Source organism: Pseudarthrobacter sp. NIBRBAC000502772 (assembly GCF_006517235.1).
Classification (GTDB): Bacteria; Actinomycetota; Actinomycetes; order Actinomycetales; family Micrococcaceae; genus Arthrobacter.
Map to the genome: position 1 here is coordinate 4,219,033 of NZ_CP041188.1, position 25,917 is coordinate 4,244,949.

23 protein-coding genes, 1 pseudogene and 1 riboswitch are annotated in these 25,917 nt (G+C 64.9%); of the genes and pseudogenes, 6 read left to right on the forward strand and 18 right to left on the reverse strand.

The window, feature by feature from the left end:
• Positions 1-46: 46 nt before the first annotated feature.
• From NIBR502772_RS19585 to NIBR502772_RS19595, 3 genes are all read right to left on the reverse strand, one after another.
• Positions 47-382 carry a hypothetical protein gene (locus NIBR502772_RS19585; RefSeq protein ID WP_141141431.1) on the reverse strand — a complete coding sequence of 112 codons (336 nt, stop codon included), beginning with the start codon at positions 380-382 and terminating at the stop codon, positions 47-49.
• Between the two features lie 135 nt (positions 383-517).
• A complete protein-coding gene (locus NIBR502772_RS19590) occupies positions 518-874 on the reverse strand; it encodes a hypothetical protein (protein ID WP_141141432.1) in 357 nt (118 codons plus the stop codon).
• A complete protein-coding gene (locus NIBR502772_RS19595) occupies positions 871-1,176 on the reverse strand; it encodes a hypothetical protein (protein ID WP_141141433.1) in 306 nt (101 codons plus the stop codon). The genes NIBR502772_RS19590 and NIBR502772_RS19595 overlap by 4 nt, the downstream gene beginning before the upstream one ends.
• Positions 1,177-1,400: 224 nt before the next feature.
• Between NIBR502772_RS19595 and NIBR502772_RS19600 the strand changes: the two genes are divergently transcribed.
• Positions 1,401-2,141, forward strand: a complete 741-nt coding sequence (locus NIBR502772_RS19600; RefSeq protein ID WP_141141434.1) for a GAF and ANTAR domain-containing protein — start codon at positions 1,401-1,403, stop codon at positions 2,139-2,141.
• 57 nt (positions 2,142-2,198) lie between these two features.
• On the opposite strand, the gene purU is transcribed toward NIBR502772_RS19600, so the two are convergent.
• From purU to gcvP, 9 genes are all read right to left on the reverse strand, one after another.
• Positions 2,199-3,053 (reverse strand): formyltetrahydrofolate deformylase, encoded by an 855-nt coding sequence (gene purU / locus NIBR502772_RS19605; RefSeq protein ID WP_141141435.1) that lies wholly within the window; start codon positions 3,051-3,053, stop codon positions 2,199-2,201.
• The gene (cycA, locus tag NIBR502772_RS19610) at positions 3,054-4,547 is read right to left on the reverse strand and encodes a D-serine/D-alanine/glycine transporter (RefSeq protein ID WP_141141436.1); all 1,494 of its coding nucleotides are present in this window, start codon (positions 4,545-4,547) and stop codon (positions 3,054-3,056) included.
• Positions 4,537-5,367, reverse strand: a complete 831-nt coding sequence (locus NIBR502772_RS19615; RefSeq protein ID WP_141141437.1) for a methylenetetrahydrofolate reductase — start codon at positions 5,365-5,367, stop codon at positions 4,537-4,539. Before NIBR502772_RS19615 ends, cycA begins: the two co-directional genes overlap by 11 nt.
• Before the next feature lie 41 nt (positions 5,368-5,408).
• A complete protein-coding gene (lipA, locus tag NIBR502772_RS19620) occupies positions 5,409-6,419 on the reverse strand; it encodes a lipoyl synthase (RefSeq protein ID WP_141141438.1) in 1,011 nt (336 codons plus the stop codon).
• A gap of 13 nt (positions 6,420-6,432) precedes the next feature.
• The gene (locus NIBR502772_RS19625; protein WP_141141439.1) at positions 6,433-7,830 is read right to left on the reverse strand and encodes an L-serine ammonia-lyase; all 1,398 of its coding nucleotides are present in this window, start codon (positions 7,828-7,830) and stop codon (positions 6,433-6,435) included.
• 155 nt (positions 7,831-7,985) lie between these two features.
• Positions 7,986-9,305 (reverse strand): serine hydroxymethyltransferase, encoded by a 1,320-nt coding sequence (gene glyA / locus NIBR502772_RS19630; RefSeq protein WP_141142172.1) that lies wholly within the window; start codon positions 9,303-9,305, stop codon positions 7,986-7,988.
• Positions 9,305-9,688, reverse strand: coding sequence for a glycine cleavage system protein GcvH (gene gcvH / locus NIBR502772_RS19635; RefSeq protein ID WP_141141440.1), 384 nt, complete (start codon positions 9,686-9,688; stop codon positions 9,305-9,307). Before gcvH ends, glyA begins: the two co-directional genes overlap by 1 nt.
• A 77-nt stretch (positions 9,689-9,765) precedes the next feature.
• On the reverse strand, positions 9,766-10,878 hold the full coding sequence (gcvT, locus tag NIBR502772_RS19640; RefSeq protein WP_141141441.1) for a glycine cleavage system aminomethyltransferase GcvT: 1,113 nt from the start codon (positions 10,876-10,878) through the stop codon (positions 9,766-9,768).
• 22 nt (positions 10,879-10,900) lie between these two features.
• Positions 10,901-13,753 carry an aminomethyl-transferring glycine dehydrogenase gene (gcvP, locus tag NIBR502772_RS19645; RefSeq protein ID WP_141141442.1) on the reverse strand — a complete coding sequence of 951 codons (2,853 nt, stop codon included), beginning with the start codon at positions 13,751-13,753 and terminating at the stop codon, positions 10,901-10,903.
• A 161-nt stretch (positions 13,754-13,914) separates the two neighbouring features.
• Positions 13,915-14,012, reverse strand: a riboswitch (glycine riboswitch).
• A gap of 418 nt (positions 14,013-14,430) precedes the next feature.
• On the opposite strand from gcvP, the gene NIBR502772_RS19650 reads away from it, so the two are divergent.
• Positions 14,431-16,926, forward strand: coding sequence for an ATP-dependent Clp protease ATP-binding subunit (locus NIBR502772_RS19650; RefSeq protein ID WP_141141443.1), 2,496 nt, complete (start codon positions 14,431-14,433; stop codon positions 16,924-16,926).
• Positions 16,927-17,236: 310 nt separating this feature from the next.
• Here NIBR502772_RS19650 and NIBR502772_RS19655 read toward each other — a convergent pair whose 3' ends face one another.
• The 6 genes from NIBR502772_RS19655 to NIBR502772_RS19680 form a co-directional block, all read right to left on the reverse strand.
• Entirely contained in the window at positions 17,237-17,905 is a 669-nt protein-coding gene (locus tag NIBR502772_RS19655; RefSeq protein WP_141141444.1) for a thioredoxin domain-containing protein, read from the reverse strand.
• 188 nt (positions 17,906-18,093) lie between these two features.
• Positions 18,094-18,861, reverse strand: coding sequence for an amino acid ABC transporter ATP-binding protein (locus NIBR502772_RS19660; RefSeq protein ID WP_141142173.1), 768 nt, complete (start codon positions 18,859-18,861; stop codon positions 18,094-18,096).
• Between the two features lie 17 nt (positions 18,862-18,878).
• Positions 18,879-19,862 (reverse strand): amino acid ABC transporter permease, encoded by a 984-nt coding sequence (locus tag NIBR502772_RS19665; RefSeq protein ID WP_168223583.1) that lies wholly within the window; start codon positions 19,860-19,862, stop codon positions 18,879-18,881.
• Positions 19,859-20,650 (reverse strand): ABC transporter substrate-binding protein, encoded by a 792-nt coding sequence (locus tag NIBR502772_RS19670; RefSeq protein WP_246848596.1) that lies wholly within the window; start codon positions 20,648-20,650, stop codon positions 19,859-19,861. Before NIBR502772_RS19670 ends, NIBR502772_RS19665 begins: the two co-directional genes overlap by 4 nt.
• Before the next feature lie 281 nt (positions 20,651-20,931).
• Positions 20,932-21,663: an SDR family NAD(P)-dependent oxidoreductase gene (locus tag NIBR502772_RS19675; RefSeq protein ID WP_371706712.1), complete on the reverse strand. Its 732-nt coding sequence runs from the start codon at positions 21,661-21,663 to the stop codon at positions 20,932-20,934.
• On the reverse strand, positions 21,660-23,066 hold the full coding sequence (locus NIBR502772_RS19680; protein WP_141141446.1) for a DUF6421 family protein: 1,407 nt from the start codon (positions 23,064-23,066) through the stop codon (positions 21,660-21,662). Before NIBR502772_RS19680 ends, NIBR502772_RS19675 begins: the two co-directional genes overlap by 4 nt.
• A 347-nt stretch (positions 23,067-23,413) precedes the next feature.
• On the opposite strand from NIBR502772_RS19680, the gene NIBR502772_RS19685 reads away from it, so the two are divergent.
• The 4 genes and pseudogenes from NIBR502772_RS19685 to NIBR502772_RS19700 form a co-directional block, all read left to right on the forward strand.
• The gene (locus NIBR502772_RS19685; RefSeq protein ID WP_141141447.1) at positions 23,414-24,643 is read left to right on the forward strand and encodes an MFS transporter; all 1,230 of its coding nucleotides are present in this window, start codon (positions 23,414-23,416) and stop codon (positions 24,641-24,643) included.
• 4 nt (positions 24,644-24,647) lie between these two features.
• On the forward strand, positions 24,648-25,007 hold the full coding sequence (locus tag NIBR502772_RS19690; RefSeq protein ID WP_246848597.1) for a metalloregulator ArsR/SmtB family transcription factor: 360 nt from the start codon (positions 24,648-24,650) through the stop codon (positions 25,005-25,007).
• A 201-nt stretch (positions 25,008-25,208) separates the two neighbouring features.
• Positions 25,209-25,523, forward strand: a complete 315-nt coding sequence (locus tag NIBR502772_RS19695; protein ID WP_141141448.1) for a heavy-metal-associated domain-containing protein — start codon at positions 25,209-25,211, stop codon at positions 25,521-25,523.
• A gap of 47 nt (positions 25,524-25,570) precedes the next feature.
• Positions 25,571-25,837, forward strand: a pseudogene (locus NIBR502772_RS19700) (HAD-IC family P-type ATPase); the annotation flags it as partial.
• Positions 25,838-25,917 lie beyond the last annotated feature (80 nt).

Sequence of the window (25,917 nt, forward strand, 5' to 3'; positions counted from 1 at the left end):
CGCGGTATTTGAGATGGCCTCGCAAAATAGGTGTACGCGAGCACGGTCACCTGCCCTGACTGATGACCACGGCGCCGAATCTGCACGTCAACGGAAGCTCGTCGCCGATGGCGCCCAGACTGCAGTTCTGGTCCTCCACCCGAGGCCATCCGGCGAGCTCAGGGGCGCTGCGGCTCCACCTGAAGTGGGTGTCATCGTGCCGGGTGTAAATGTCCACGCTGTCGCCGTCGAATGGGTCCTGGGTGATGAGGACCCACGGACCGCCAGGAGCTTCCACTTTCACGTAGTCAGAAGCCATGGCAGCTGTGAGGACTGCGAAGAACAGAAAGAGTGCCAGGTAGGGCACCGCGGCAGCGGCGGCCAGGCTGGAGATGTCCGGCATCAGTGCCCGAGAGCAGCGTGGGCACCCCGTACCCGAATGCGACCAGGAGAAACAGGTCGCCGACCCAGAGCGTGGTTGCGATCAGCCAGCCTTTGATAAAGGCGGGTGCGGTGAGCACCACTCTTACCGGCTGAGTCATTGGTCTTCGCCTCGGGCAGCGCCTTGTAGGGCACTGGCCCGCCGGTGGTCCCGGATCTTAAGGGCGATGAAGACGATGAGTTCCAGGATCATCACAGCCGCCCACAGAACCACGGCGATGGCTCCCAGTCCCCATTCGCTGCGTATACCGTCACCGAAGTTTTTTCCCTGGTCTGTTCGCACGGGTGTCGAGAACCAGCGAATAGCCAGCACCGGCAACCCGATGAACAGGGTCCAGAAAGTGAGCCAGTACAGGCGGTGGCCGGCAAGCCGGAGACAGAAGTTCACCACCCAGAGCAGACCGACACCGATGATCAGTGCCAGGCCAATGTCGCTGGCTTCGGAGAGCATCACAGTGCTTCAGCCTTAGCAGATTCGTCCGATCCCTTTCGAGTCTTGGCATCCCTATAGACCGTGGTCCCCATGACCAGGAAGACCTCCAGGAAGCCAACGCCAAGCCAAGTCAGGACGGTGATCAACGCGACCGCGAACCCCACCATGCCGCCCGTCACGGCCAGCATCACAGCCCACAGAGGCAGGCCGGCTAGAAGAATCCAGCGGGTCCAGCCGTACGCCCGGCTGCCGGTGATGGCAAGGAAAGCGTGCACCAGCCAGAGAGCGCCTACGACGACCGGAACGACACTGAACGGGCTCACCTGGCAGCGCGTTCGTTGCTCCGGAAGTCTCTGGTGTGCACAAGCGGATCCCCCGCGTCCCCCAACGTCATCGCCCCAGCCTATCCTCACCGACGGCGTCACCCACGAAACCCGGGCCTGATGGCTACTTGCCCGCCCTGGAAAAAAAGCGAGTACTCACTACTCGTGTGCCATCCCGTCAGGGCCTTTTACGATGAGGACGTACCGACACATGGGGGCTGGGCATGATGATCGATCAACAGGTGGACTGGCGCGTCTCGGGGGTCCTGCTGGATATCCGCGGACACTCGGAAGCGGCATCAGCGTGCGCACTGGCCCGGATTGCGGCGTCCGCCGTGAGCGAGATTGCCGGCCACCCCGTGGAGAGCACGGTGACGCTCGTGCGGCCGGACGGGACGCCCTTCACAGCGGCAACCACCGACGCCGCCGGCGGCCTTTCCCGGTGGGACCAGCTCGCCGGACGGGGTCCCACCTCGCGGGCACTCGGCGGCCGCCTGACCATCATTCTCAATGATCACTGCCTGGACAGGCGCTGGGACGAGTACCCGGCCAGTCTCAGGTCAGCCGGCTTCCGCTCCGCCGTCGCCGTGCCATTGCGGCTGGAACGCGGCTACCGGGCCGCACTGACGATGTATTCGGCGGAAACGAACGTGTTCACCCCGGTTGTCGCCAGCCAGGCGCTGGCGTTCTCCGACGTGGCGGCCACGAGCCTGGTCCTGGCACTGCAGGTCCGGGCTGGCCTGGCCCAATCCGCGGACCTCCGCGCAGCCATGGCCAGCCGCACTGCGGTCAACGTGGCCTGCGGTGTGATCATGGGCCAGAACGGGTGCTCCTATGAGGAGGCGTTGCAGATGCTCACGCTCGCATCGAGCCATCGGAACCTGACCATCCGCGACGCCGCCGAAGCGATGCTGCGCCCGCTCCCGGGCGGGGTTCCGCCCACACACTTCCAGCAGCGCGCCTGACGCAGCGGCCGCCGTCGAGCGTTGAGGGCGCCACGACTGTTGCGCACCCAGCGCGGGTCAGCGCAGAACCACTGTGCGCCCGCCGTCGAGCATTACCCGGCCTTCACAGTGCCACCGGACCGCGTTGCTCAGCGCCTTGCACTCAGCGTCGCGGCCCACGCGCACCAGGTCGTCCGCCGTGTACGTGTGGTCCACGTCGATGACCTGCTGGGCGATGATCGGCCCCTCGTCCAGCTCCGCGTTGACGTAGTGCGCCGTGGCGCCCACGGTCTTGACGCCACGGTCGTAGGCCTGGTGGTACGGCTTGGCGCCCTTGAAGCTGGGCAGGAACGAGTGGTGGATATTGATGGTCCGGCCCGTCAGCCGGGCCGACAGCTCGTCGCTGAGGACCTGCATGTAGCGGGCCAGGACCACCAGTTCCACATCGTATTCATCCACGAGCTGCAGCAGGCGCGCCTCCTGCGCCGGCTTGGTCTCCTGGGTGACCGGGAGGTGGAAGAACGGGATGCCGTGCCACTTCACCAGGTCCTCATGGTCCGTGTGGTTGGAGACCACGGCCACGATTTCCACCGGCAGATCGCCCGTGCAGGCCCGGAACAGCAGGTCGTTGAGGCAGTGCCCGAACTTGGACACCATCACCAGCACACGGCGCTTGCGGCCGTGCGGCTCCAGCTGCCAGTTCATGGCCCACTCAGCGGCCAAGGGCTCGAAATCCCGGCGCAGGTCCTCTGTGGTCAACGGCTGCTTGCCGGCTGCGAAATGCACCCGCATAAAGAACTGCTGGGCCTGGCGGTCACCGAAGTGCTTGGTGTCGATGATGTCGCAGTCGTGATCCAGCAGGTACCCGGTGATCGCGTGGACAATCCCCGGGGACTCGGCGCAGTTGACGGTCAGAACATGTTCGGTTGCCACTTAGTTCTCCCGTGATGCCTTCGCGTCGGCCAGCTCAGCGTCGGCGGCGGCCTTCTCCTCGGCCACTTCCTTCTCGCCGGCGAGGTCCTTCTGGAACTCCGCGTAGCGGGCCAGGTGGGACGGGCGCTTGCGCAGGATGACCCAGGCGACGCCCAGCAGGACGAACCAGATGGGGGTGACCAGCAGCGCCACCAGCGTGTCCGGCTGCGTGGTCAGTGCCCACAGGACGAAGGCGAAGAACGCGAAGACCACCCAGACCATGGGGATGCCGCCGGGCATTTTGTACTTGGATGACTCGTGCAGGTGCGGACGGCGTGAACGGAACTTCAGGTAGCTGGCCAGGATGATGGACCAGACGAAGACGAAGCAGACGGCGGACACGGTGGTGACCATGTCGAAGGCCTTGCCGATGTCCGAGCCCGCGTACATCAGGATGACGCCGGAGAGCAGCAGGATGCAGGAGAGGAACAGGGCGTTCTGCGGGACCTTGCGGGCGGACAGGCGGCTGAACAGGGTGGGGGCGTCGCCCTCCTGGGCCAGGCCGTAGACCATGCGGGAGGTGGAGTAGATGCCGGAGTTGGCCGAGGACATGGCCGAGCTGAGCACCACCAGGTTCACCACGGTGGCTGCGGCGCCGAGGCCGGCCAGGGAGAACATGGCGATGAACGGGCTGTGGCCGGCCTGGAACTGGGTCCAGGGGGTGACCGACATGAGGATGATGAGGGCGCCCACGTAGAAGAGCAGGACGCGGATGGGGATGGAGTTGATGGCCTTGGGCAGGTTCTTCTCCGGGTCCTTGGCCTCGGCGGCGGTGGTGCCCACGAGTTCAATACCCACAAACGCGAACACGGCGATCTGGAAGCCGGCTACAAAGCCCATGAATTCGTTCGGGAACATCCCGCCGTGGCTCCACAGGTTGGTGAACGTGGCCGGGCCGGCGTCGGACTGGAAACCGCTGAAGATCATAAACAGACCCACAATGATGAGCGCGGCGATGGCGATGATCTTGATCAGCGCGAACCAGAACTCGGTCTCCCCGAACGCCCGTACGGTGGCGAGGTTCAGGAGCAGGAGGATGGCCACGGTGGCCAGGCCCGGGATCCATAGCGGCAGTGACGGCCAGAGTTCCTTGGAGTAGCCGGCGATGGCGATGACGTCCGCGATGCCGGTGATCACCCAGCAGAACCAGTAGGTCCAGCCGGTGAAGAAGCCGGCCCAAGGGCCCAGCAGGTCGGCGGCGAAGTCGCTGAAGGACTTGTAGTGCAGGTTGGACAGCAGCAGTTCGCCCATGGCCCGCATGACGAAGAACAGCATGAAGCCGATGATCATGTAGACGAAAATGACGGACGGTCCGGCGGCCGAGATGGTCTTGCCGGAGCCCATGAACAGGCCAGTGCCGATGGCGCCGCCAATGGCGATCAGCTGGATGTGCCTGTTGCTGAGCTGGCGTTCAAGGTGGGGTGTTTGGGGGGAAACGGTGGTTTTACTGCTCACGTGCTGCTCCTCGAATCAATGCTGGCTGGAGTGCCGTTGGGGATGATGCGAGGCCCGCGTCGTTGGGGACCGCATCGAGGTTGTTGAAGCTGTAAAGGTGGATCCCTGCGATGCCGGGCTGGCTTTCGAGCCCGGCCACCAGGGTGTGGGGTGAGTAGCGGTCGCCGCTGAGCAGCTTCCGCGCCAAAGTTCCTTTGCTGCTGAGGAACTTCAGGGAACTTCCGACGCCGATCTGCGTGGCGAGTGCCAGCAGCTTGGTCCGCGGGACGGACCCCGCCACGCCCGCCCAGACGGGCAGGTCCACGCCTTCGCGGCGCAGGAGCGCCGCGTAGTCGAGGATTTTGGGCGCGTCGAAGCACATCTGGGTGACCACGTGCGTGGCCAGGTGCTGCTTGTCCTGCAGCGCGTCCAGCAGGTCCAGGGCCGCCACCGTCGGGTGGCCTTCCGGGTAGCCTGCCACGCCGGCGCGCATCCGGCCGCCGGTGTACTGGGCGATATCCTCGAGCAGCGGGAGGGCTGACTCGTACGGTCCGGCGGGCTGCTTCCGGTCCCCGCCGATCACAAACACCTCGCCGATGCCGGCACCGTCGCACTCCCGCATGATCCGGGTCAGCTCGGCCCGGTCGTGGATGCTGCGAGCGGCCAGGTGCGGGATGACGGTGTAGCCGAGCGTGCTCAGCTCCACCGACGCGCGCATGGTCCGCTCGATGCCGTGGTGCGGCAGGCACGTCATGGTCAGCGTGGTGGTCAGCGGAACCAGGGCCTGGACCTGCTCAACGATCCCGGTTGAGGGGATGATTTCGATTCTTGTAGGGAACATCTTCGGTCCTTTCCTGATATCGGTTCTGAATACCGGAGGGCTCAGCTGGCCTGTGCGGCCAGGAGTGAGCTGGCTTCCTGGCGGGTGCTGCCGGAGGACTCGATGTGGGCGAGTTCGGCGGGGATTTCCCAGCCCTTCTTGCGCATCGCGGTGGCCCAGAGCCGGCCGGCCCGGTAGGAGGAACGGACCAGCGGCCCGCTCATGACGCCGAGGAAGCCGATCTCGTTGGCCTCGTCCTGCAGGTCCACGAACTCCTGCGGCTTGACCCAGCGGTCCACCGGCAGGTGCCGCTCGGAGGGGCGCAGGTACTGGGTGATGGTGATCAGGTCACACCCTGCCTCGTGCAGGTCCCGCAGCGCCTCGGAGATCTCCTCGCGGGTCTCGCCCATGCCCAGGATCAGGTTGGACTTGGTCACCATGCCCAGCTTGCGGCCCTGGGTGATGACATCCAGGGACCGGTCGTACCGGAACGCGGGACGGATGCGCTTGAAGATCCGGGGCACGGTCTCGACGTTGTGCGCGAAGACCTCGGGCTTGGAATCGCAGATCGCCGCGATGTGTTCGGGCTTGCCGGAGAAGTCAGGGATCAGCAGTTCGACGCCGGTTCCCGGGTTCAGCTCGTGGATCTTCCGGACCGTCTCGGCGTACAGCCAGACACCCTCATCGGCCAGGTCATCACGGGCCACCCCGGTCACGGTGGCGTAGCGCAGCTGCATGGCCAGGACCGAGCGGGCCACCTTCGTGGGCTCGAACATGTCCACCGGGGAGGGCTTGCCCGTGTCGATCTGGCAGAAATCACAGCGCCGGGTGCATTCGGACCCGCCGATCAGGAACGTGGCTTCCTTGTCTTCCCAGCACTCGAAAATGTTCGGGCAGCCGGCCTCCTCACACACCGTGTGCAGGCCTTCCTTCTTGACCAGGTTCTTGAGCTGGACATACTCCGGACCCATCTGGACCTTCGCCTTGATCCACTCCGGCTTCCGCTCCACGGGTACTGCAGAGTTGCGCTGCTCAACGCGCAGCAGCTTCCGGCCTTCTGGTGCCAGTGTCATCAGTTCTCTTCCCTTAGCATTCCACTACGTTGACGGCGAGGCCGCCCATGGCTGTTTCCTTGTACTTGGAGCTCATGTCCCTGCCGGTCTCGCGCATGGTCACGATCACCTCGTCCAGGGAAACGCGGTGCGTTCCGTCGCCCCAGAGCGCCATCTTCGCGGCGTTGATGGCCTTCGCCGCCGCGATCGCGTTCCGTTCGATGCACGGCACCTGGACCAGCCCGCCGATCGGATCGCACGTCAGGCCCAGGTTGTGTTCCATCGCGATCTCCGCCGCGTTCTCCACCTGCTGGGGTGTGCCGCCCAGCACCTCGGCGAGGGCGCCGGCCGCCATGGACGACGCCGATCCCACCTCGCCCTGGCAGCCCACCTCGGCACCCGAAATGGACGCCTGCTCCTTGTACAGCACCCCGATGGCACCGGCCGTGAGCAGGAACTTGACCACAACGTCGTCGCGGTCTTCCTGCGTGGCCTTGTCCATGCCGGGTGCGAAATGCAGTGCGTAATAAAGGACTGCCGGGATGATCCCGGCGGCGCCGTTGGTGGGTGCCGTGACCACCCGGCCGCCGGACGCGTTTTCCTCGTTCACTGCCAGGGCGATGAGGTTCACCCATTCCTGCCAGTACTTCGGGTCCCGGTCCTTGTCCTCCTTTTCGAGCCGCTCATGCCAGTCCGGAGCACGACGGCGGACCTTCAGTCCGCCGGGCAGCAGGCCCTCGCGCTTGAGGCTGGTTGCCACACACTCCTCCATGACGGAGTAGATGTGCAGCAGGCCTTCGCGGATTTCCTGTTCGGACCGGGAGGCAAGCTCGTTGACGAACATGACATCGCCGATGGACAGGCCCTTGGACTGGCACCGGCCCAGCAGCTCCGCGGCGGTGCGGAACGGCAGCGGCAGTTCCTTCTTGGACTCGTCCAGTTCCTTCAGGGCCGCGTCCTCTTCGCCTTCGCGGACAATGAAGCCGCCGCCGACGGAGAAGAATGTGGCCTTGTGGAGGACTTCGCCTGCCTCATCAGTGACGGTGAAGGTCATGCCGTTGGTGTGCCGCGGCAGGACAGTGAGCGGACGCAGGACAATATCCTTGACGCCGTACGGCAGGGGTACGGAACCGGCGAGCTGGAGGGTGCCGGTTTCGGCGATCGCGGCAAGCCGCTCCTCCACCTCGGCCGGCAGGATCTTCTCGGGATGGAAACCCTCCAGGCCCAGCAGGATGGCCGTCATGGTGCCGTGGCCATGGCCGGTTGCCGCCAGCGACCCGTAGAGGTCCACCCGCAGCCCGGCCACCTTGTCCAGGCTGCCGGAGCCCTTGAGCTCCTCGGCAAACACTGCGGCAGCGCGCATCGGCCCCACAGTGTGAGAGCTCGACGGCCCGATCCCGACGGAGAACAAATCAAAGACTCCAACGGCCATGTGCGTTTCCTAACTAACTAATTCTTCAGAGATGTGCGGCCGCCGAACACGGTGCTGCACGAGGGGCCGGCGGAGCCGGGCTTTTCGAAAGCGTGCGTCAAAGCGAGGAACGAGCAGCACGCGTGAAAAGTCCGGTCCGCCGGCCCCGGAGGCGATTAGAGCCCCGGGTACAGCGGGTGGGCGGCGGCGAGAGCCTCGACCCGGTGACGCAGATCCGAAAGGTCCGCGTCGGCGTCGGCAATCAATGCCTCGGCGATGATGTCCGCGACTTCACGGAAGGCTGCCTCGCCGAAACCACGGGTGGCCAGCGCGGGGGTGCCGATCCGGAGGCCGGAAGTGACCATCGGAGGGCGCGGGTCGAACGGCACGGCGTTGCGGTTGACGGTGATGTCAATCGCGGCGAGGCGGTCCTCGGCCTGCTGGCCGTTCAACTCGCAGTTGCGCAGGTCAACCAGGACCAGGTGCACGTCGGTGCCGCCGGAGATCACGTTGATGCCCTTGGCGGTGACGTCCGGCTGGACCAGGCGGTCGGCCAGGATGCTGGCGCCGGCGAGGACGCGCTCCTGGCGTTCCTTGAACTCCGGCGTTGCTGCGATCTTGAAGGCCACTGCCTTGCCGGCGATGACGTGCTCCAGCGGGCCGCCCTGCTGTCCGGGGAAGACAGCCGAGTTGATCTTCTTGGCGATCGCGGGGTCGTTGGAGAGGATGATGCCTCCGCGCGGACCGGCGAGGGTCTTGTGCGTGGTGGAGGTGGTGACGTGGGCGTGCGGCACCGGGCTGGGGTGCAGGCCAGCTGCCACCAGACCGGCGAAGTGCGCCATGTCCACCATCAGGAAGGCACCCACCAGATCGGCGATCCGGCGGAACTCGGCGAAGTCCAGCTGGCGGGCGTAGGCTGACCAGCCGGCGACGATCAGCTGCGGCTTGTGCTCCAGCGCCAGGCGCTCCACCTCGGCCATGTCAATGGTGTGGGTGTCTTCGCGGACCTGGTACGGGACCACGTTGTAGAGCTTGCCGGAAAAGTTGATCTTCATGCCGTGGGTCAGGTGGCCGCCGTGGGCCAGGTTCAGGCCCATGATGGTATCGCCCGGCTTGATCAGCGCGTGCATGACCGAGGCGTTGGCCTGGGCGCCGGAGTGCGGCTGCACGTTGGCGAATTCGGCGCCGAACAGGGCCTTGACCCGGTCGATGGCCAGCTGCTCGATGACGTCCACGTGCTCGCAGCCGCCGTAGTAGCGCTTGCCCGGGTAGCCCTCGGCGTACTTGTTGGTCAGGACCGAGCCCTGCGCCTGCATCACGGCAACAGCTGTGTGGTTCTCGGAGGCGATCATTTCCAGGCCGTTGCGCTGGCGGCGCAGTTCGTCGTCGATCTTGACGGCGATCTCGGGGTCCAGCACCGACAGGTCGGTGTCCAGGCTCGCGGAAACTACTTGCTCAAAGACTCTGATTGTGCCCGCGTCCGCGGCAGCGGCGATCACAGTTCGCCACCGTTTACTTCCGCGTATTCCCGAGCGGACAGCAGCGGGCCCTCGGACTCGACGGTCACCTTGAAGAGCCAGCCGGCACCGTACGGATCGGAGTTGATCAGCGCAGGATCGCCGACGGCGTCTTCGTTGATTTCCGTGACCTCGCCCGTCACCGGGGAGTACAGGTCAGAAACGGACTTGGTGGACTCGATCTCGCCGCAGGTCTCCCCCGCGGTCACCGTGGAGCCAACCTCGGGCAGATCCACGTAGACGATGTCGCCCAGCGCCTCAGCGGCAACAGCGGACACGCCAACAACGGACGGACCAGAGCCATCAAGCGCGATCCACTCGTGCTCGGCGGAGTACTTCAGTTCAGCGGCAACCTTAGCCATGTGTGTTCCTTACGTTTCGAAGTCAAAAGTGAGAGAGCGTTGGCCCAAACACCGCATTAAGTGAGAGAGCGACTGGGCTACTTCTGGCGCTTGTAGAACGGCAGGGCGACAACCTCGAAAGGCTCTGCCTTGCCGCGCAGGTCGATGTCCAGGGCGGTGCCAATCTCGGCATGCTCGACGTCGACATAGGCCATCGCCACCGGGTAGCCGAGGGTGGGGCTGGGCTGGCCGGAGGTGACTTCGCCAACCACGGCGCCGTCCTTGAGCACCGGGTAGTGCCCGCGGCCGGCGCGACGTCCGAGTCCCTTCAAGCCCACAAGCTTACGCTTTGATCCGGCTTCCTTGGCAGCTTCCAGGGCGGAGCGGCCCACGAAGTCGCCTTCCTTGCTCTTGAGCGCCACAACGCCACCCAGGCCGGCGTCGAACGGTGACCGTTCGAGGGAGAGTTCGTTGCCGTAGAGCGGCATGCCGGCTTCAAGGCGGAGCGAATCGCGTGAGGCGAGGCCGCACGGAACGATGCCGAACTCAGCCCCTGCTTCGGCGACGGACGCCCACAGGGAGGCGGCGCCGTCGTTCGCTACGAAGAGCTCGAAGCCGTCCTCGCCGGTGTAGCCGGTGCGCGCCAGGATGACGTTGTGGCCGGCCACGGTGAGCTCGTTGAACGCGTAGTACTTCAGGTCGGTGACGAGCGCGTGCTGGGCCTCAGCGGTCAGCTTGAGCAGGATGGCCTCGGCCTTGGGGCCCTGGACCGCAATCAGCGACGTGATGGCGGAGGCGTCCTCCACCTTCACGTTGAACGCCGTGGCGCGTTCGGCCAGGGCGACGGCGACGGTGGGGGCGTTGCCCGCGTTGGGGACCACGAGGTACTTCTCGTCGCTGAAGCGGTACACGATGAGGTCATCGATGATGCCGCCGTCGGCGTTGCAGATGAGCGAGTACTTGGCCTTGCCGTCCGCGATGGCGGAGAGCTTGCCCACCAGCGCGTAGTCCAGGAACGCGCCGGCTTCCAGGCCGGAGACCCAGACTTCGCCCATGTGGGAGAGGTCGAACAGGCCGGCAGCCTTGCGCACCGCGTGGTGCTCGGCCAGCTCGGAGCTGTACTTCAGGGGCATCTGCCAGCCACCGAAATCGGTGAAGGAAGCGCCGAGTTTCTTGTGCTCTTCGTAGAGAGCGGTGTAGTTCTCAGTCATTGTTAAAGCCTTTCATACGAAACTAGTTCGCGAATTCTTCGATGGGCGGGCAGGAGCAGATCAGGTTGCGGTCTCCGCCGGCGCCGTCGATGCGGCCGACGGGCGGGAAGTACTTGTCCTGCTTAAGGGACGCGAGGGGGAACGCGGCCTGCTCGCGCGGGTATTCGCGGGTCCAGTCGGAAGATACGACGGCGGACGCGGTGTGGGGTGCGTGGCGCAGCGGGCTGTTCTCCACGATGAAGTCGCCGTTGGCCACCTGGTCGATTTCCTTGCGGATGGTGATCATCGCGTCGATGAACCGGTCGATCTCCACGAGGTCCTCGGACTCTGTGGGCTCCACCATCAGCGTGCCGGCAACGGGGAACGCGAGGGTGGGAGCATGGAAACCGTAGTCGATGAGGCGCTTGGCCACGTCTTCCGCGGTGACGCCGGTCCTGGCCGTCAGCTCACGCAGGTCCAGGATGCACTCGTGCGCCACGAGTCCGCCTTCGCCGGTGTAGAGGACGGGGAAGTACTCGTTCAGGCGGGCCGCGACATAGTTGGCCGCGAGGAGCGCCGACTTCGTGGCCTCGGTCAGGCCCTCGGCGCCCATGAGCTTCACGTAGGCCCAGGAGATCGGCAGGACACCGGCGGAACCGTAGTTGGACGCCGAGATGGCCACGCCGTGGCCCGCTTCGTGCGCTGCCTTGTTGGCATCACCGGGCATGAACGGTGCCAGGTGGGCCTTGGCCGCGACCGGGCCAACGCCGGGTCCGCCGCCGCCGTGCGGGATGCAGAAGGTCTTGTGCAGGTTCAGGTGCGAGACGTCGCCGCCGAACTTGCCCGGCTGCGCGAGACCCACGAGGGCGTTGAGGTTGGCGCCGTCCACGTAGACCTGGCCGCCGGCCGCGTGCACGGCGTCGCAGATTTCGGTGACGTCGGCGTCGTAGACCCCGTGCGTGGAGGGGTAGGTGATCATGATCGCCGAGAGGACGTCCTTGTTCGCCTCGATCTTGGCGTTCAGGTCAGCGTGGTCGATGCTTCCGTCCGCGGCGGTGGCGACCACAACGACCTTCATGCCGGCCAGGACAGCCGAGGCGGCGTTGGTGCCGTGGGCCGAGGCCGGGATCAGGCAGACCGTGCGCTGGGCATCGCCGCGGGACAGGTGGTAGCCGCGGATCGCCAGCAGGCCGGCGAGCTCGCCCTGGGACCCGGCGTTCGGCTGCAGGGAGACCTGGTCGTACCCGGTGATTTCCGCGAGGTCAGCTTCCAGCCCGCCGATGAGTTCGCGCCAGCCCACGGTCTGGGAATCCGGGGCGAACGGGTGGATCGAGGCGAACTCCGGCCAGGAAATGGCCTCCATCTCGGCGGTGGCGTTCAGCTTCATGGTGCACGAACCCAGCGGGATCATGGTCCGGTCCAGGGCGAGGTCCCGGTCGCTCAGCCTGCGGATGTAGCGCAGCAGCTGGGTTTCGGAACGGTGCGTGTTGAACACCGGGTGCTGCAGGTATTCGGACGTGCGGAGCACGGACTCGGGCAGTTCAAAGCCCTTCGCGTCCACAACCGGACCGGCACCGAAGGCGACGGCGATGGCGGAGAGGACATCCGTCGTCGTGGTTTCATCGGCTGAGACGCCGATGGTGTCCTCGTCGATGTGGCGCAGGTTGATGCCGCGTGCTTCGGCGGCGGCGATGACCTTGGCGGCCTTGCCCGGGACGCGGACGGTGACGGTGTCGAAGAAGGTCCCGGTGACCAGTTCGCGGCCGGCGATCTTCAGCGTGGTTGCCAGGGTGCGGGCGTTGTTGTGGACGCGCTCGGCGATTGCCTTCAGGCCGTCGGGGCCGTGGTAGACGGCGTAGAACGAGGAAACGATGGCCAGCAGCGCCTGCGCGGTGCAGATGTTGGACGTGGCCTTCTCGCGGCGGATGTGCTGCTCACGGGTCTGCAGCGCCAGGCGGTACGCGGGGGTCCCGGCGTCGTCCTTGGAGACGCCGACGAGGCGGCCGGGCATGGACCGCTCGAGACCCTTGGCTACGGCCATGTACGCGGCGTGCGGGCCGCCGAAGAACAGCGGCACACCAAAGCGCTGGGTGGAGCCGACGGCGATGTCCGCGCCCTGCTCCCCGGGAGGTGTGATCAGCGTCAGCGCCAGCAGGTCAGCGGCGACCGTGACCAGGGCGCCGCGTTCCTTGGCTTCCTTGATGACGTCGGCGTGGTTGAAGACCCGGCCGGAAACACCCGGCTGCTGCAGCACAACACCGTTGATAACGCCGTCGGGCAGGCCCTGGGACAGGTCGGCGACCTCCACCTCGAACCCGAGGGCCTCGGCGCGGCCCTTCACAATCGCGATGGTCTGCGGCAGGCAGTCGGCATCGAGGACGGTCTTGCCGTCCCGGGCCTCCTTGGTCTTGTTGGCGCGGCGCATCATCAGCACGGCCTCGGCGACGGCGGTGGCTTCATCGAGCAGCGACGCGTTCGCGATGGGCAGGCCCACCAGGTCCTGGACCATGGTCTGGAAGTTCAGGAGCGCTTCGAGCCGGCCCTGGGAAATTTCGGGCTGGTACGGGGTGTACGCGGTGTACCAGGCCGGGGCCTCGAGGATGTTCCGCCGGATCACCGCAGGCGTGACCGTGTCGTAGTAGCCCTGGCCGATCATCTGCACGGCAGTCTTGTTCTTCGCCGCGAGCTTCCGCAGCTCGGCAAGGACCTCAACCTCACTCAGGGCGTCCTTGAGGGCCAGCGGCTTGGCCTGGCGGATGGAGTCGGGGACGGCAACGTCCACGAGGCCGTCAACGCTGTCATAGCCAACGGCCTTGAGCATGGAGTCGATATCGGCCTGGCGGCGGGCACCAATATGCCGATCGGCAAAGGTGGAAGGGGACGACTGGATGGTCATGAAGGAACTCCATAATTCAGGTGGCGCGCTGGGTACGCCACATTGATTCGGGTTCCTCCCCGCTCTGTATTGGACCTGAGAGTTTCCGCGCCCACCTGCTTGCCGCAGGGTGACGCTTGCACCGTCGGTGAGCCCGTTGCCGGACTACTTTCCAGAGTTGCCTAACCGCGGCGGTACGTGGGCCTGAGAGATTCCCGGAGAGGATTTGCTCCTACGGCGCCTGCTGAACGTACCGGCAGGACTCTCCCGCCGCAGATCAAAAGCATGTGTCATTTTGTCCGTGACACGTCTCACAGGTTAGCCGGATTCTGGGCCGCGTGCAAGGCAGGGAGCGTGGATGCCAGTGCTACGTGGACGGCGGTTCCGCCGAGGACGCTCACGATGGCGTTGCGCCGCCAGAGGTGGAGACCGGCGGTGGCGATGAGCCCCGCAGCGACTGCGGCGGCAACCGGCGACCGGCGTCAGGGATACGGGGGTGCGCCGCACTATGTAGTGCGGGTGCCTCTGCGCCCACACGGTGACACGCGGTGACGTGGCGGATAGCGGTGCGAAACCCTGCCGCTTACATGGGAAAGTCACGGGAACCCGGCTCTCTTTATCCTGCCTCTCGGCGAACAACCCCACGAGGGCCCGCGGCGACGTAGCATCAAGGTAGAGGCAGCCAGGAGTGTGGCGAAATGTTTGAGCGATTTACGGACCGTGCCCGTCGAGTAGTTGTGCTTGCCCAGGAAGAGGCACGCATGCTCAACCACAATTACATTGGTACCGAACACATCCTCTTGGGTCTGATCCATGAGGGCGAGGGCGTTGCCGCCAAGGCTCTTGAGTCTTTGAGCATTTCGCTCGACGGCGTCCGCGAGCAGGTACAGGAGATCATCGGCCAGGGCCAGCAGGCCCCGTCCGGCCACATCCCCTTCACGCCGCGCGCCAAGAAAGTGCTGGAGCTCGCACTCCGTGAAGCCCTGCAGCTGGGCCACAACTACATCGGCACCGAGCACATCCTGCTCGGCCTCGTCCGTGAGGGTGAGGGGGTTGCCGCGCAGGTCCTGGTGAAGCTCGGCGCCGACCTCAGCCGGGTCCGCCAGCAGGTCATCCAGTTGCTCTCCGGCTACCAGGGCAAGGAGGCGACAGGCGCCGGCGTCGCTCCGAGCCAGGCGGAAGGCACTCCTGCCGGTTCCGTGGTGCTGGACCAGTTCGGCCGCAACCTGACCCAGGCTGCGCGCGAGAACAAGCTTGACCCGGTGATCGGCCGCGAACAAGAAATCGAACGCGTGATGCAGGTCCTGTCCCGCCGCACCAAGAACAACCCGGTGCTGATTGGCGAGCCCGGTGTGGGCAAGACCGCCGTCGTCGAGGGCCTGGCCCAGGCGATTGTGCGCGGCGACGTCCCGGAGACCATCAGGGACAAGCAGATCTATACCCTTGACCTGGGATCCGTCGTTGCCGGCTCCCGGTACCGCGGTGACTTCGAAGAGCGCCTGAAGAAGGTCCTCAAGGAAATCCGCACCCGCGGGGACATCATCCTGTTCATCGACGAAATCCACACGCTTGTGGGTGCCGGTGCCGCCGAAGGTGCGATCGATGCGGCTTCGATCCTGAAGCCGTTGCTGGCCCGCGGTGAGCTGCAGACCATCGGTGCCACCACCTTGGATGAATACCGCAAGTACATCGAAAGGGACGCAGCCCTGGAGCGCCGCTTCCAGCCGATCCAGGTTCAGGAACCCGGCGTGGCCCACACTATCGAGATTCTCAAGGGCCTGCGTGACCGCTATGAGGCGCACCACCGCGTCACCATCACCGATGGCGCGCTGGCCGCCGCCGCGCACCTCTCCGAGCGTTACGTCTCGGACCGCTTCCTGCCGGACAAGGCGATCGACCTGATCGATGAAGCCGGCGCCCGCCTGCGTATCCGCCGGATGACCGCTCCGCCGGAGCTGAAGGCCCTCGCCGAAAAGATTGCCGTCGTCAAAGAGGAAAAGGAGTCCGCGATTGACGCCGGGGACTACGAGGGGGCCGCTTCGCTTCGCGACAAGGAGCAGAAGCTCATCACCGAGCGCTCGGAGAAGGAACGCCACTGGAAGACCGGCGGCCTGGACGACATCTCCGAAGTGGATGAGGATCTCATCGCCGAGGTGCTGGCGAACGCCACCGGCATCCCGGTCTTCAAGCTGACGGAGGAAGAATCCAGCCGTCTGCTGAAGATGGAAGACGAACTGCACCAGCGCGTGGTGGGCCAGGACGAGGCGATTAGGTCGGTTTCGCGGGCAATCCGCCGTACCCGTGCAGGCCTGAAGGACCCCAAGCGTCCCGGCGGCTCGTTCATCTTCGCCGGCCCCACTGGCGTGGGCAAGACCGAGCTCGCCAAGGCCCTCGCCGAGTTCCTCTTCGCCGACGAAGACGCTCTGATCAGCCTGGACATGTCCGAGTACTCCGAGAAGCACACTGTTTCACGGCTCTTCGGTGCCCCTCCTGGCTACGTCGGCTACGACGAGGGCGGGCAACTGACCGAAAAGGTCCGCCGCCGCCCGTTCTCCGTAGTCCTGTTCGATGAAGTCGAGAAGGCCCACGCGGACCTCTTCAACTCCCTCCTGCAGATCCTGGAAGACGGCCACCTCACCGATAGCCATGGCCGGGTGGTGGACTTCAAGAACACCGTGATCATCATGACCACCAACCTCGGCACCCGGGACATCTCCAAGAGCGTTGCCACCGGCTTCCAGTCCGGCACAGACACGCAGACCGGGTACAACCGCATGCGCGCCCGCGTCACGGAGGAGCTCAAGCAGCACTTCCGCCCCGAGTTCCTGAACCGCGTGGACGACGTCATCGTCTTCCCGCAGCTCACCCAGGACGAGATCATCCAGATCGTGGACATGTTCGTGGGCCGGCTGGAGAAGCGCCTCGCGGACAAGGACATGGGCATCGAACTCACCACCGCGGCCAAGGTGCTCCTGGCAACCCGCGGCTACGATCCCGCCATGGGTGCCCGCCCGCTGCGCCGCACCATCCAGCGCGAAATCGAAAACCAGCTCTCCGAAAAGATCCTCTTCGGCGAAATCCACGAGGGCGACATCGTTGTAGTGGATGTGGACGGCGACGGAGACGAAGCCAAGTTCACCTTCATAGGAAACACCAAACCCCGGATCCCTGACGCACTGCCGGCCGCGAGCTAACCAGGAAAACCACGTCTGGCTACCGTCGACGCGGGCCGAAGTCCGGTGTCACACCTCACTGTGCTGCACGCGAAGGATTCCATGACGCCCTGGGGATCCAGCCGGGGTGCTGCTGCTTCGACAGGGATAGACCAGCACAATTTGTTCGGGTGGTTGGTGTCCGCTGTCACGGCCCGGAGAATCACAGGTCGCCTGGCGGCAGGTATTGGATGGACGCGCGTTTCCAGTTGGTGCGGGCCCGCATGGAACGGATTGACCGGGAGTTGCGGGCGTAGGCCCGGCGCCACGTCGGGGCCGCTACGTGACGGCGCTACTTGACGGCGTCGTCGAGCAGCTGCCGGAACTGGGCTTCGGTGTTGAGAGTGAGTTTTTCGCCGTTGAGGAAGAACGTCGGGGTGCCGGTCACACCCAGGGCTTTGCCGTCCAAGATGTCCCGGCGGATCCGTTCCTTGGTGTCCTCTGCGGCAACATCCTGATCGAACCGGGCCATGTCGAGGCCGAGGCCTACAGCGTAGGTCCTGAAGAGGGCCGCCTGGGAGTCCTGCTTTTCGCCCCATTCGGTCTGGGTCGCGAAAAGCTTCGTGACCATCGGTTCGTAGTGCCCCTGGCGCGCGGCGGCTTCGACAGCGAGCGCTGCGGTGCCGGAGTTCGGGTGTCCGGTCAGCGGGAAGTAGCGGTGGATGAACGTGATCCGGTCCCCGTACTCCTCCTTCAGCTCCGCCACCAAAGGCTCGGCGGCGCGGCAGGCCTCGCATTCGAAGTCCAGAAACTCGACCAGCTGGACTTTTTCGGCCGGTGGGCTGGTGAGCCGGTGACTGTCTTCCCGCGCCACCTGGGAATCAGCGGACGCCGGCGGCACGGGTGAGGCGGGTTTGTTCGCGGTAAACACGGCGAACCAGATCAGGCCCCCCGCGACAAGGACCGCCAAAATAGTCCAGATTGCGACGCGGACGTTTCGCGCAACGGTGACGGCACTCATCGGTTGGTGTCCCCCTCAGCTCAGAAACCAGATAGCTCGATCATAGCCAGAGGTAGCCGGCACACCCGCGCGACGCATCGCCGAGGCGCTGCACTGCGCATCCGCCTCGCGGACCCACGGCCCTGGTCGACGACGGTCCGGGCATGATCCGCTTCGCACATCACGCCCGGACCGCCTGGGTTGAGCCGTCAGAGAACTTTGGAGAGGAACTCCCGGGTGCGGGCCTGCTGCGGGTTGGCGATGATGTCGCGCGGGTTGCCGCTTTCGACGACGACGCCGCCGTCCATGAACGTCAGGGTGTCTCCGACCTCGCGCGCGAAGCCGATCTCGTGGGTCACCACGATCATGGTCATGCCGGACTTGGCCAGGTCCTTCATCACGCTGAGCACTTCGCCCACGAGTTCCGGGTCCAGGGCCGAGGTCGGCTCGTCGAAGAGCATCAGTTCCGGTTCCATGGCCAGTGCACGGGCGATGGCCACGCGCTGCTGCTGGCCGCCCGAGAGCTGCGCGGGATAGTGGTTGGCATGGTTGCCGAGACCGACACGGTCCAGAAGTTCCATCGCGCGTGATCTGGCCTTCACCTTGGATTGCCGCTTGACCTGAGTGGGCGCCTCGATGATGTTCTGCAGCGCCGTCCGGTGCGGGAAGAGGTTGAAGCGCTGGAAGACCATGCCGATCTCCCTGCGCTGGGCGGCGATCTCTTTGACGGTCAGGTCATGCAGCCGGCCGCGGGTCTCGCGGTAGCCGATCAGTTCCTCGCGGACGTGGATCCGGCCGGCGCTGATGGTTTCCAGCATGTTGATGCAGCGCAGCAACGTGGACTTCCCGGACCCGGACGGCCCGATGAGGACGGCGACCTCGCCCTGCCGGACCGTCATGTCGATCCCGCGGAGCACATGGTGCTCTCCGAAGTACTTGTGGACCCCGTCCATACGGACGAGGGTCTCCTTCGTCATGACGTCGTTGGTGATGGTCACGGTAGCTCATCCTCTGCTTTGGGTGCTTTGCGTGCTTTGGGTGCTTCGGCGGCGGTGACCGCCGGGGTCGGCTTGACCTGGGCAGGGACGAGATTGTCCACGCCCTTTCCGAAGTGGCGCTCAACGTAGTACTGGCCCACCATCAGGATGCTGGTGATCACCAGGTACCAGAGGGCGGCCACGATCAGCAACGGAATGGGCAGGTAGCTGCGGTTGGCGATGCCGTTGGTTGCGAAGGTCAGGTCCAGGGTGAATGGCACCGCGAGCACCAGCGAGGTGGTCTTGAGCATCCCGATGGCCTCATTGCCGGTGGGTGGCACGATGACGCGCATGGCCTGGGGCAGAATGATCCGCCACATGATTTTTGACTTGCGCATCCCCAGGGCCTCGGCGGCTTCCATCTGGCCGGAGTCGACGGACTTCAGGCCAGCGCGGAAAATTTCGGCCAGATAGGCTGACTCGTTCAGCCCCAGTCCCAGGATTGCTGCCATAAAGGCGGTGATCACGTCCTGGGTGCTGAAGCTGAACAGTTCCGGGCCGAACGGAATCCCCAGGGCGATCTTGGGATAAAGAACGGAAATGAGGCCCCAGAACACCAGCTGGGTGTAGACCGGTGTGCCGCGGAAGAACCAGACCCAGGTCCAGCTCACGCCGCGGAACAGGGGATTGTCCGACTGGCGCATGAAGGCCAGGAGAATGGCCAGCACGATGGCGATCACCATCGAGAGCACTGTCAGCAGCAGCGTCCAGCCGATGCCCTGGATGACAAGCACGTCCATGAAGTAGGTGCCGACGATGTCCCAGCGGAAATTGGTATTGGTGACCAGGCTCTGGCCCAGCATCGCGGCGAACAGCAGGATGAGGACGGCGCCGGCCCAGCGGCCGGGATGGCGGACCGGAACGGCGTTGATCAGTTCCGGTTTCCGGTGCGCGGCACCGGTCCTGCGGTCGCTGGTTTCGGTGGGTGCGAGGGTGCTCAATTGTCTACCGCCGGGTTCACTTCAGACTTCGTGACGGCGCCCTTGGTGTTGCTCCACGTGTCCAGGATTTTCCCGTAGGTCCCGTCGCTGATGAGTTTGTTCATGACGTTTTTCATGAGCTCGGACAGTGCGGTGTCGCTCTTAGCGACCGCGATACCTTGCGGTGCCGCAGCGTAAACATCGCCCAGGGCCTCCAGCTTGCCGCCGGTCTGCGAGAGGGCATAGCCGATGATCGGGGAATCAGCGGCCATAGCGTCGATGCTGCCGTTCACCAGACGGGTGGTCACATCTGTCTGCGTCTTCAAGGTGACGACGTTGACGCCCGGCTTTCCGGCATCCGTGCAGGCCTTGGACCGGGCGGAGACGTCGGGGGCCTCCTGGGTGGTGCCGGTCTGCACCCCCACGGATTTGCCGCAGATGTCATCGACGCTGAAATTCTTCGGGTTGCCCTTCTGGACGGCCCACAACGTGCCGGCATTGAAGTAGCTGACCATGTTGACGGCCTTGAGCCGCTCCTCGTTGATGGTGAAGGAGGAGATTCCCAGATCGTACTTGGCGCCGAGAGCGGGCAGGATTCCCGTGAATTCCGACGTCTGGACCTGGACCTTCAAGCCGAGGGTCGCCCCGATGGCCTTAGCAAAATCCACGTTGTAGCCCACCGGGGTCTGGCCATCGGCGCCGCCCAGGGATTCGGCAGGTGCGTACGTTGTGTCGGCACCCACCGTGAGGGTGCCCTTGCTCCTGATGGCCTCAGGGACGCTAGCGGCGAGGGCATCGTCCCTGACCACAGAGGCGGGATCAAAGCCAGTGGAACCCGGGGCAGCTCCCCCCGAGGTCTGTGATGCATTGGTGCAACCGGTCAGAGAAAGAAGGCCGATGGCGAGACTCGCCAGTGCCTTTGTCCTCTTGGACGGAGAAAACGACATTGTTTACCTCTTGGTTGGTGTGGCCCATGAATGGGATTGTTTGCTGACTGACTGACTGCCTGCACGCAGGCCGGCGTGCGGGCGCGCCTGTACTGGCGCTTGGTGGATCTCCCTACCTGCTTCCCGGTCGGGATAGGTGAAGATCAGACCAGGGGTAGGCGGGAACCGTTGAGTTCGGCGGCGGACCTGCTGAACAGGGCGGCCGAAGCGGCTCCGAGATCCTTCACATGGGTGAATCCCGGGAATTTCCGGTCGGGCTGGGAAGCCTTCATCTTGTCGTCGACGAGGGCCTTGACCACGAACACCACGGCAGCTGACCGCTGCGGTTGCCGGTCGTCCGTGCTGCCGGATTGTGAGCTGCGAAAGCCGTCGGCCACCGCCAGCGTCCAGGCCTCGGAAGCGGCCTTGATCGCTGCGTAGGCGGCACCACCTGCGGAGGGATTGGCAGCTGCCTGGGCAGACACGATGGCCAGTCGTCCCGCCGGGGACTTTTCAAGGTCGTCGTAGAAGGCGCGGCTGGTGTTTCGCAGTGTCGTCAGGACGCTGGTGTGCAGGAAGTCCCAGTCGGAGTCCTCCTGCCCCGGTATGCCGTCGCCGCCGCGCCAGCCGCCCACCAGGTGGATGAGGCCATCGAGGGGTCCAAGGTCGCGGCGGACCGTGGATGCCAGTTCCCGGACGGCCGCGGGTTCTGCGAGGTTGCAGGTGTAGCCGGTGACGTTGGGCCAGGACTGTGCGAGGTTCTGCACGCGTTCAGTGTCCAGGTCCACGGCGGCGACGCGGAATCCGGCGCCGCTGAGGGCCGATACGACGGCGGTCCCGGCCTCGCTGGTGGAGCCGGCCACCATGACGGTCCTGGGTCCGTCGGGAGCCATCATGCCGCGTCCTTGCAGCTGCTGCCGCCGTTGGGCTCGCCGGTGATTCCGGCCGTGGATTCGATGACGTTTCTCATCTTTTTCTCCAGTGCTTCGTAGAACATCGAAAGGGGGAACTCGTCATCAAGCACCTGGTCGGTCAGGCCCCGAGGAGGGCCGTCAAGGACCAGCGCCTCGGGCCCCTTGGCCCAGAGGGATGCGGGGTTCGGGGTGACTGTGGCGCTGATGAATTCATAGGCCGCAAGCCAGTGAGCGGTTTTCGGGCGGTCAATTGACCGCCAGTACAGCTCCTCGATCCGCCTCCCGAGTTCGATAACGACCTCGGGCGCTTCCGACCAGTCGATGGACAGTTTCGAGTCCGTCCAATGAAGCACCTTGTGCTGGTGCATCCAGGCGAAAAGGAGCTGACCGCCAAGGCCGTCGTAATTGCGGACCCGGTTTCCTGTCATCGCGAACCGGAAAATCCGGTCGAAGATGACGGCATACTGGACGAGTTTCGCGTGGTTTCGCGCCTCCGGCGGCGCGTTCTCGTCCCTCTCGATACGGACGGATTCACGGAATGCCGTCAGATCGCACCGCAGCTCTTCCAGGGTGTAGAGAAAGTACGGCATCCTCTGCTTGATCATGAACGGATCAAATGGCAGATCCCCGCGCATGTGCGTCCTGTCATGGATCAGATCCCACATCACGAAGGTTTCCATGGCCAGCTGAGGATCTTCAAGCAGCCGCCGCGCTCCGTCGGGGAGACTGAGGGACGTGATGTCGCTGGCTGCGGCCACCACCCGCCGGAACCGCTCAGCCTCGCGATCCGCGAAAATACCGCCCCAGGTGAACTGCGGCGTTTCACGGACGGCTACGCTCTCAGGAAACAACACCGCCGAGTTCGTGTCATAGCCGGGTGTGAAGTCGATGAAGCGGATGGGTACGAACAGCGGGTTCGAATACTCCGTACCTTCGAGTTCAGCGATGAACTCCGGCCACACAACTTCGAACAGCACGGCCTCCACGAAGCGGTTCGGGCTGCCGTTCTGCGTATACATAGGGAAGACCACCAGATGCGGCAGTCCGTCGATTCGGTGCTGCTGTGGCTGGAATGCGAGCAGGGAATCCAGGAAGTCCGGGACCCCGAACGAGGAGGCAGCCCACCGCTCGAAGTCAACTTCCAGCCGGGCCAGATACTCCGCATCGTGCGGGAACGAAGGGGCCAAATCCCTGAGTGAAGCCGTGATGGTGGCGACCTCGTACAGGGCTCGGTCATGGTCCCCCGGATCAGGTATGGAGCCGTCCTTCACCTGGATCTGCTGCAGTTCTCCGGCGGCCCGTTTCAGCTCGGTCCAGGACGAATTTGAGGCAAGCAGGGCACCTATTGAGGAGCGGGATACGTGTTGTGCTTTTGTTGCAGTCATTGCTACGGCGTCCTTCCTTCTCTGTGACCCGCGTAACACTAGTGAACAGAAAGACATCTTTATCTAAAAACGATGGCACCGTAAGCAAGTCTTAGTCTAGATTCGCGAAATAGAGCTGGTGACCAAGAGTTTCCTGTGCACCCGTTCGAGGTTGGCCCTCTGCCACTCCCCCATGACTGAACGGCTGCTTCAGGCAGGGCTGGACCAGGCGGCGCCCGCTACCCCCGTGAACCCAGCGCGCCCGTCGTCGCACTTTAACGACGGCGGCTCCTGGACGTCACCTCCCGGCGTCGCGCCTACAATAGGTGCATAAGTACGCACATATTGTTTTCGATTGGGGGATCCTCATGATCGAAGTTCTGTCCGTCCGCGCCTACCGGAAGCTCTTCTCAGCCCAGATCGTTGCGTTGCTGGGGACCGGTTTGCTGACTGTGGCCCTCGGACTGCTGGCGTTCGACCTTGCAGGAGGGCAGGCCGGGGCCGTGCTCGGGACGGCGCTGACCATAAAGATGCTGGCCTACGTCTTCGTCGCGCCAGTCATGGCGGCACTGGTAGAAAAGCTGCCAAAAAAGCCGGTCCTGGTTGCAGCGGACCTGATCCGTGGCGGAATCGCCCTACTACTGCCCGCGGTGGATCAGGCCTGGCAAATCTACGTGCTGGTATTTGTCCTTCAGAGCGCCTCGGCTACGTTCACGCCGGCCTTCCAGTCCCTGATCCCCGTGGTGCTGCCCGACGAACGGCAGTACACGCGGGCCTTGTCACTCTCCCGTCTCGCGTACGACCTGGAATCCCTGGTCAGCCCGGCCCTGGCCGCAGGACTCCTGTCCGTACTTACATTCCACGAACTTTTTCTCGGCACCGTGGCGGGCTTTGTGTTCTCTGCGGCATTGGTGGTGACCACCAGACTGCCTGCAGCACCGGCGGCCCGTCAGGAAGGATCACTCTGGCACCGCACCACCCTCGGCGCGAGGATCTTCGCGAGAACGCCGGAACTGCGCGGCCTCCTGGCTTTGAACCTGGCCGTGGCGGCCGCTACATCCCTCGTGCTGGTCAACACGGTGGTCTATACCCGGGACCTGTTCGCAGGATCCAACGCCGACGTCGCCATTGCCCTGGCCTGCTACGGCGCCGGTTCGATGGCCGTCGCGCTCAGCGCACCCTGGGCGCTGGACCGGTTGGCCGACCGTTCGTTGATGATGTCCGGAGCTGCGCTTCTTGGCCTTGGCCTCGCCGGCACGTTTGTCCTGCTGGCGACAGCGGGTCCGTGGCTGATGCTGCTGGGGCTCTGGGCGGCACTCGGCGCCGGGACCTCGATGATCAGCACCCCCTCGGCCCGGCTACTGCGCCGCTCCGCAACGGAAAGCACGCGGGCCTACATCTTCACCGCCCAGTTCTCCCTCTCCCACGCGTGCTTCATCATCACCTACCCGGTAGCCGGCTGGATCGGCGCGTCCGCCGGCCAGCCCGCAGCCGCCGCCGTCCTGGCAGTGGTGGCTATGATCAGTACAGCAGCGGCCGTGAACTTCTGGCCGGCTTCCTCCAAGACCGGCCCAGAAACGGCCATCATGAAAGGGTGATCCGGTGGAAGAGGCCCAAATCGTCACCACACCGAGCCTTCACCATTCCCGGCTGCCTGATGCCCGCCGACTGGATGCCGCCACGGCCACGTTCCGGATGCTCTCCGATCCCACCCGCCTGCACGTTCTCTGGCTCCTGACCCAGGAACCGGCCGACGTCACCACCCTGGTGGAACGCACCGGAGCCTCCCGGACCTCAGTCAGCCAGCATCTGGCCAAGCTCCGCTTCAGCGGCCTCGTCAGCACGCAGAAGGTCAGTCGCAGGGTGGTCTACAGCATCGCGGACGGCCATCTGGCCCGACTTGTCCTGGAAGGCCTGAACCACGCCGACCACACCGTCACCGGGGAACCCGGCCACGGCTGACTTTCCCGGCGGTAAGGCGAGCGCGCGGCCGCCCGCTCCCCCGAAGCTGTGGGCGTCGGCACATTGCAAAATATACCCCATGGGGGTATATTTTGGGTGTTGCCAGTGAAGTGGTTTGTCCAGGCCCGTGCAATTCCGGCCCTTACAGCCGTTCATCCCCAGCACCTCATCACACCTCTCTTGCAAAAGGACAGAACTGATATGAGTGCACCCCAAGTCCGGACCGAACTGCCCATCGTTGCAGCTGAAACTGCAGGGTGCAGTTGCTGCTCCACCCGTTCAGCGAAGCAGCTGTCACCCCAGGCAGAAGGTACGGAGTACTCCGTCACCGGCCTGACGTGCGGTCACTGTGTCCAGACCGTTGAAAAGGCAGTCTCCGCGCTCGACGGCGTGACGTCGGCCGCCGTCGAACTCGTCGCCGGCGGGGCCTCACGCCTGAGCGTCTCGGGGCCGCACACGGAGGCATCGGTCCGCGACGCCGTAGCGGCCGCCGGGTACAGCCTCACCAGCAGGTAGTCCACCCGCTGCGGTGGAATCCGATAGCGAACACCCGTCGCACGGGCCAGGCAGTGGCGGCTCTGCAGAACCGGGGCATCAAGGTTGCCATGATCACCGGTGACGCCCGGCAGGTGGCCCTGGCCGTCGCCGAAGAGCTGCACATTGACGAAGTCTTCGCCGAAGTCCTCCCGGCGGACAAGGACAAAAAGGTCGCCGCGATGGTGGGCGACGGCGTCAACGACTCCCCGGCCCTGGCCAGGGCTGAAGTCGGCATCGCGATCGGCGCCGGCACGGACGTGGCGATGGAATCGGCCGGCGTGGTGCTGGCCGGCTGCGCCGCGTGAAACTGAATCCCGCGCAGGTACGTTGAACCAACGAACCACCCGGCAAAGGTCAACCCGGTACGGTTAAA

Excerpts from the sequence above, each read along its gene's own strand:
- NIBR502772_RS19585 (WP_141141431.1), bottom strand. The coding sequence starts at position 382 with ATGCCGGACATCTCCAGCCTGGCCGCCGCTGCCGCGGTGCCCTACCTG.
- NIBR502772_RS19600 (WP_141141434.1), top strand. The coding sequence starts at position 1,401 with ATGATGATCGATCAACAGGTGGACTGGCGCGTCTCGGGGGTCCTGCTG.
- NIBR502772_RS19615 (WP_141141437.1), bottom strand. The coding sequence starts at position 5,367 with ATGTTCCCTACAAGAATCGAAATCATCCCCTCAACCGGGATCGTTGAG.
- lipA (WP_141141438.1), bottom strand. The coding sequence starts at position 6,419 with ATGACACTGGCACCAGAAGGCCGGAAGCTGCTGCGCGTTGAGCAGCGC.
- NIBR502772_RS19625 (WP_141141439.1), bottom strand. The coding sequence starts at position 7,830 with ATGGCCGTTGGAGTCTTTGATTTGTTCTCCGTCGGGATCGGGCCGTCG.
- gcvH (WP_141141440.1), bottom strand. The coding sequence starts at position 9,688 with ATGGCTAAGGTTGCCGCTGAACTGAAGTACTCCGCCGAGCACGAGTGG.
- gcvT (WP_141141441.1), bottom strand. The coding sequence starts at position 10,878 with ATGACTGAGAACTACACCGCTCTCTACGAAGAGCACAAGAAACTCGGC.
- gcvP (WP_141141442.1), bottom strand. The coding sequence starts at position 13,753 with ATGACCATCCAGTCGTCCCCTTCCACCTTTGCCGATCGGCATATTGGT.
- NIBR502772_RS19650 (WP_141141443.1), top strand. The coding sequence starts at position 14,431 with ATGTTTGAGCGATTTACGGACCGTGCCCGTCGAGTAGTTGTGCTTGCC.
- NIBR502772_RS19655 (WP_141141444.1), bottom strand. The coding sequence starts at position 17,905 with ATGAGTGCCGTCACCGTTGCGCGAAACGTCCGCGTCGCAATCTGGACT.
- NIBR502772_RS19660 (WP_141142173.1), bottom strand. The coding sequence starts at position 18,861 with ATGACGAAGGAGACCCTCGTCCGTATGGACGGGGTCCACAAGTACTTC.
- NIBR502772_RS19675 (WP_371706712.1), bottom strand. The coding sequence starts at position 21,663 with ATGATGGCTCCCGACGGACCCAGGACCGTCATGGTGGCCGGCTCCACC.
- NIBR502772_RS19680 (WP_141141446.1), bottom strand. The coding sequence starts at position 23,066 with ATGACTGCAACAAAAGCACAACACGTATCCCGCTCCTCAATAGGTGCC.
- NIBR502772_RS19685 (WP_141141447.1), top strand. The coding sequence starts at position 23,414 with ATGATCGAAGTTCTGTCCGTCCGCGCCTACCGGAAGCTCTTCTCAGCC.
- NIBR502772_RS19695 (WP_141141448.1), top strand. The coding sequence starts at position 25,209 with ATGAGTGCACCCCAAGTCCGGACCGAACTGCCCATCGTTGCAGCTGAA.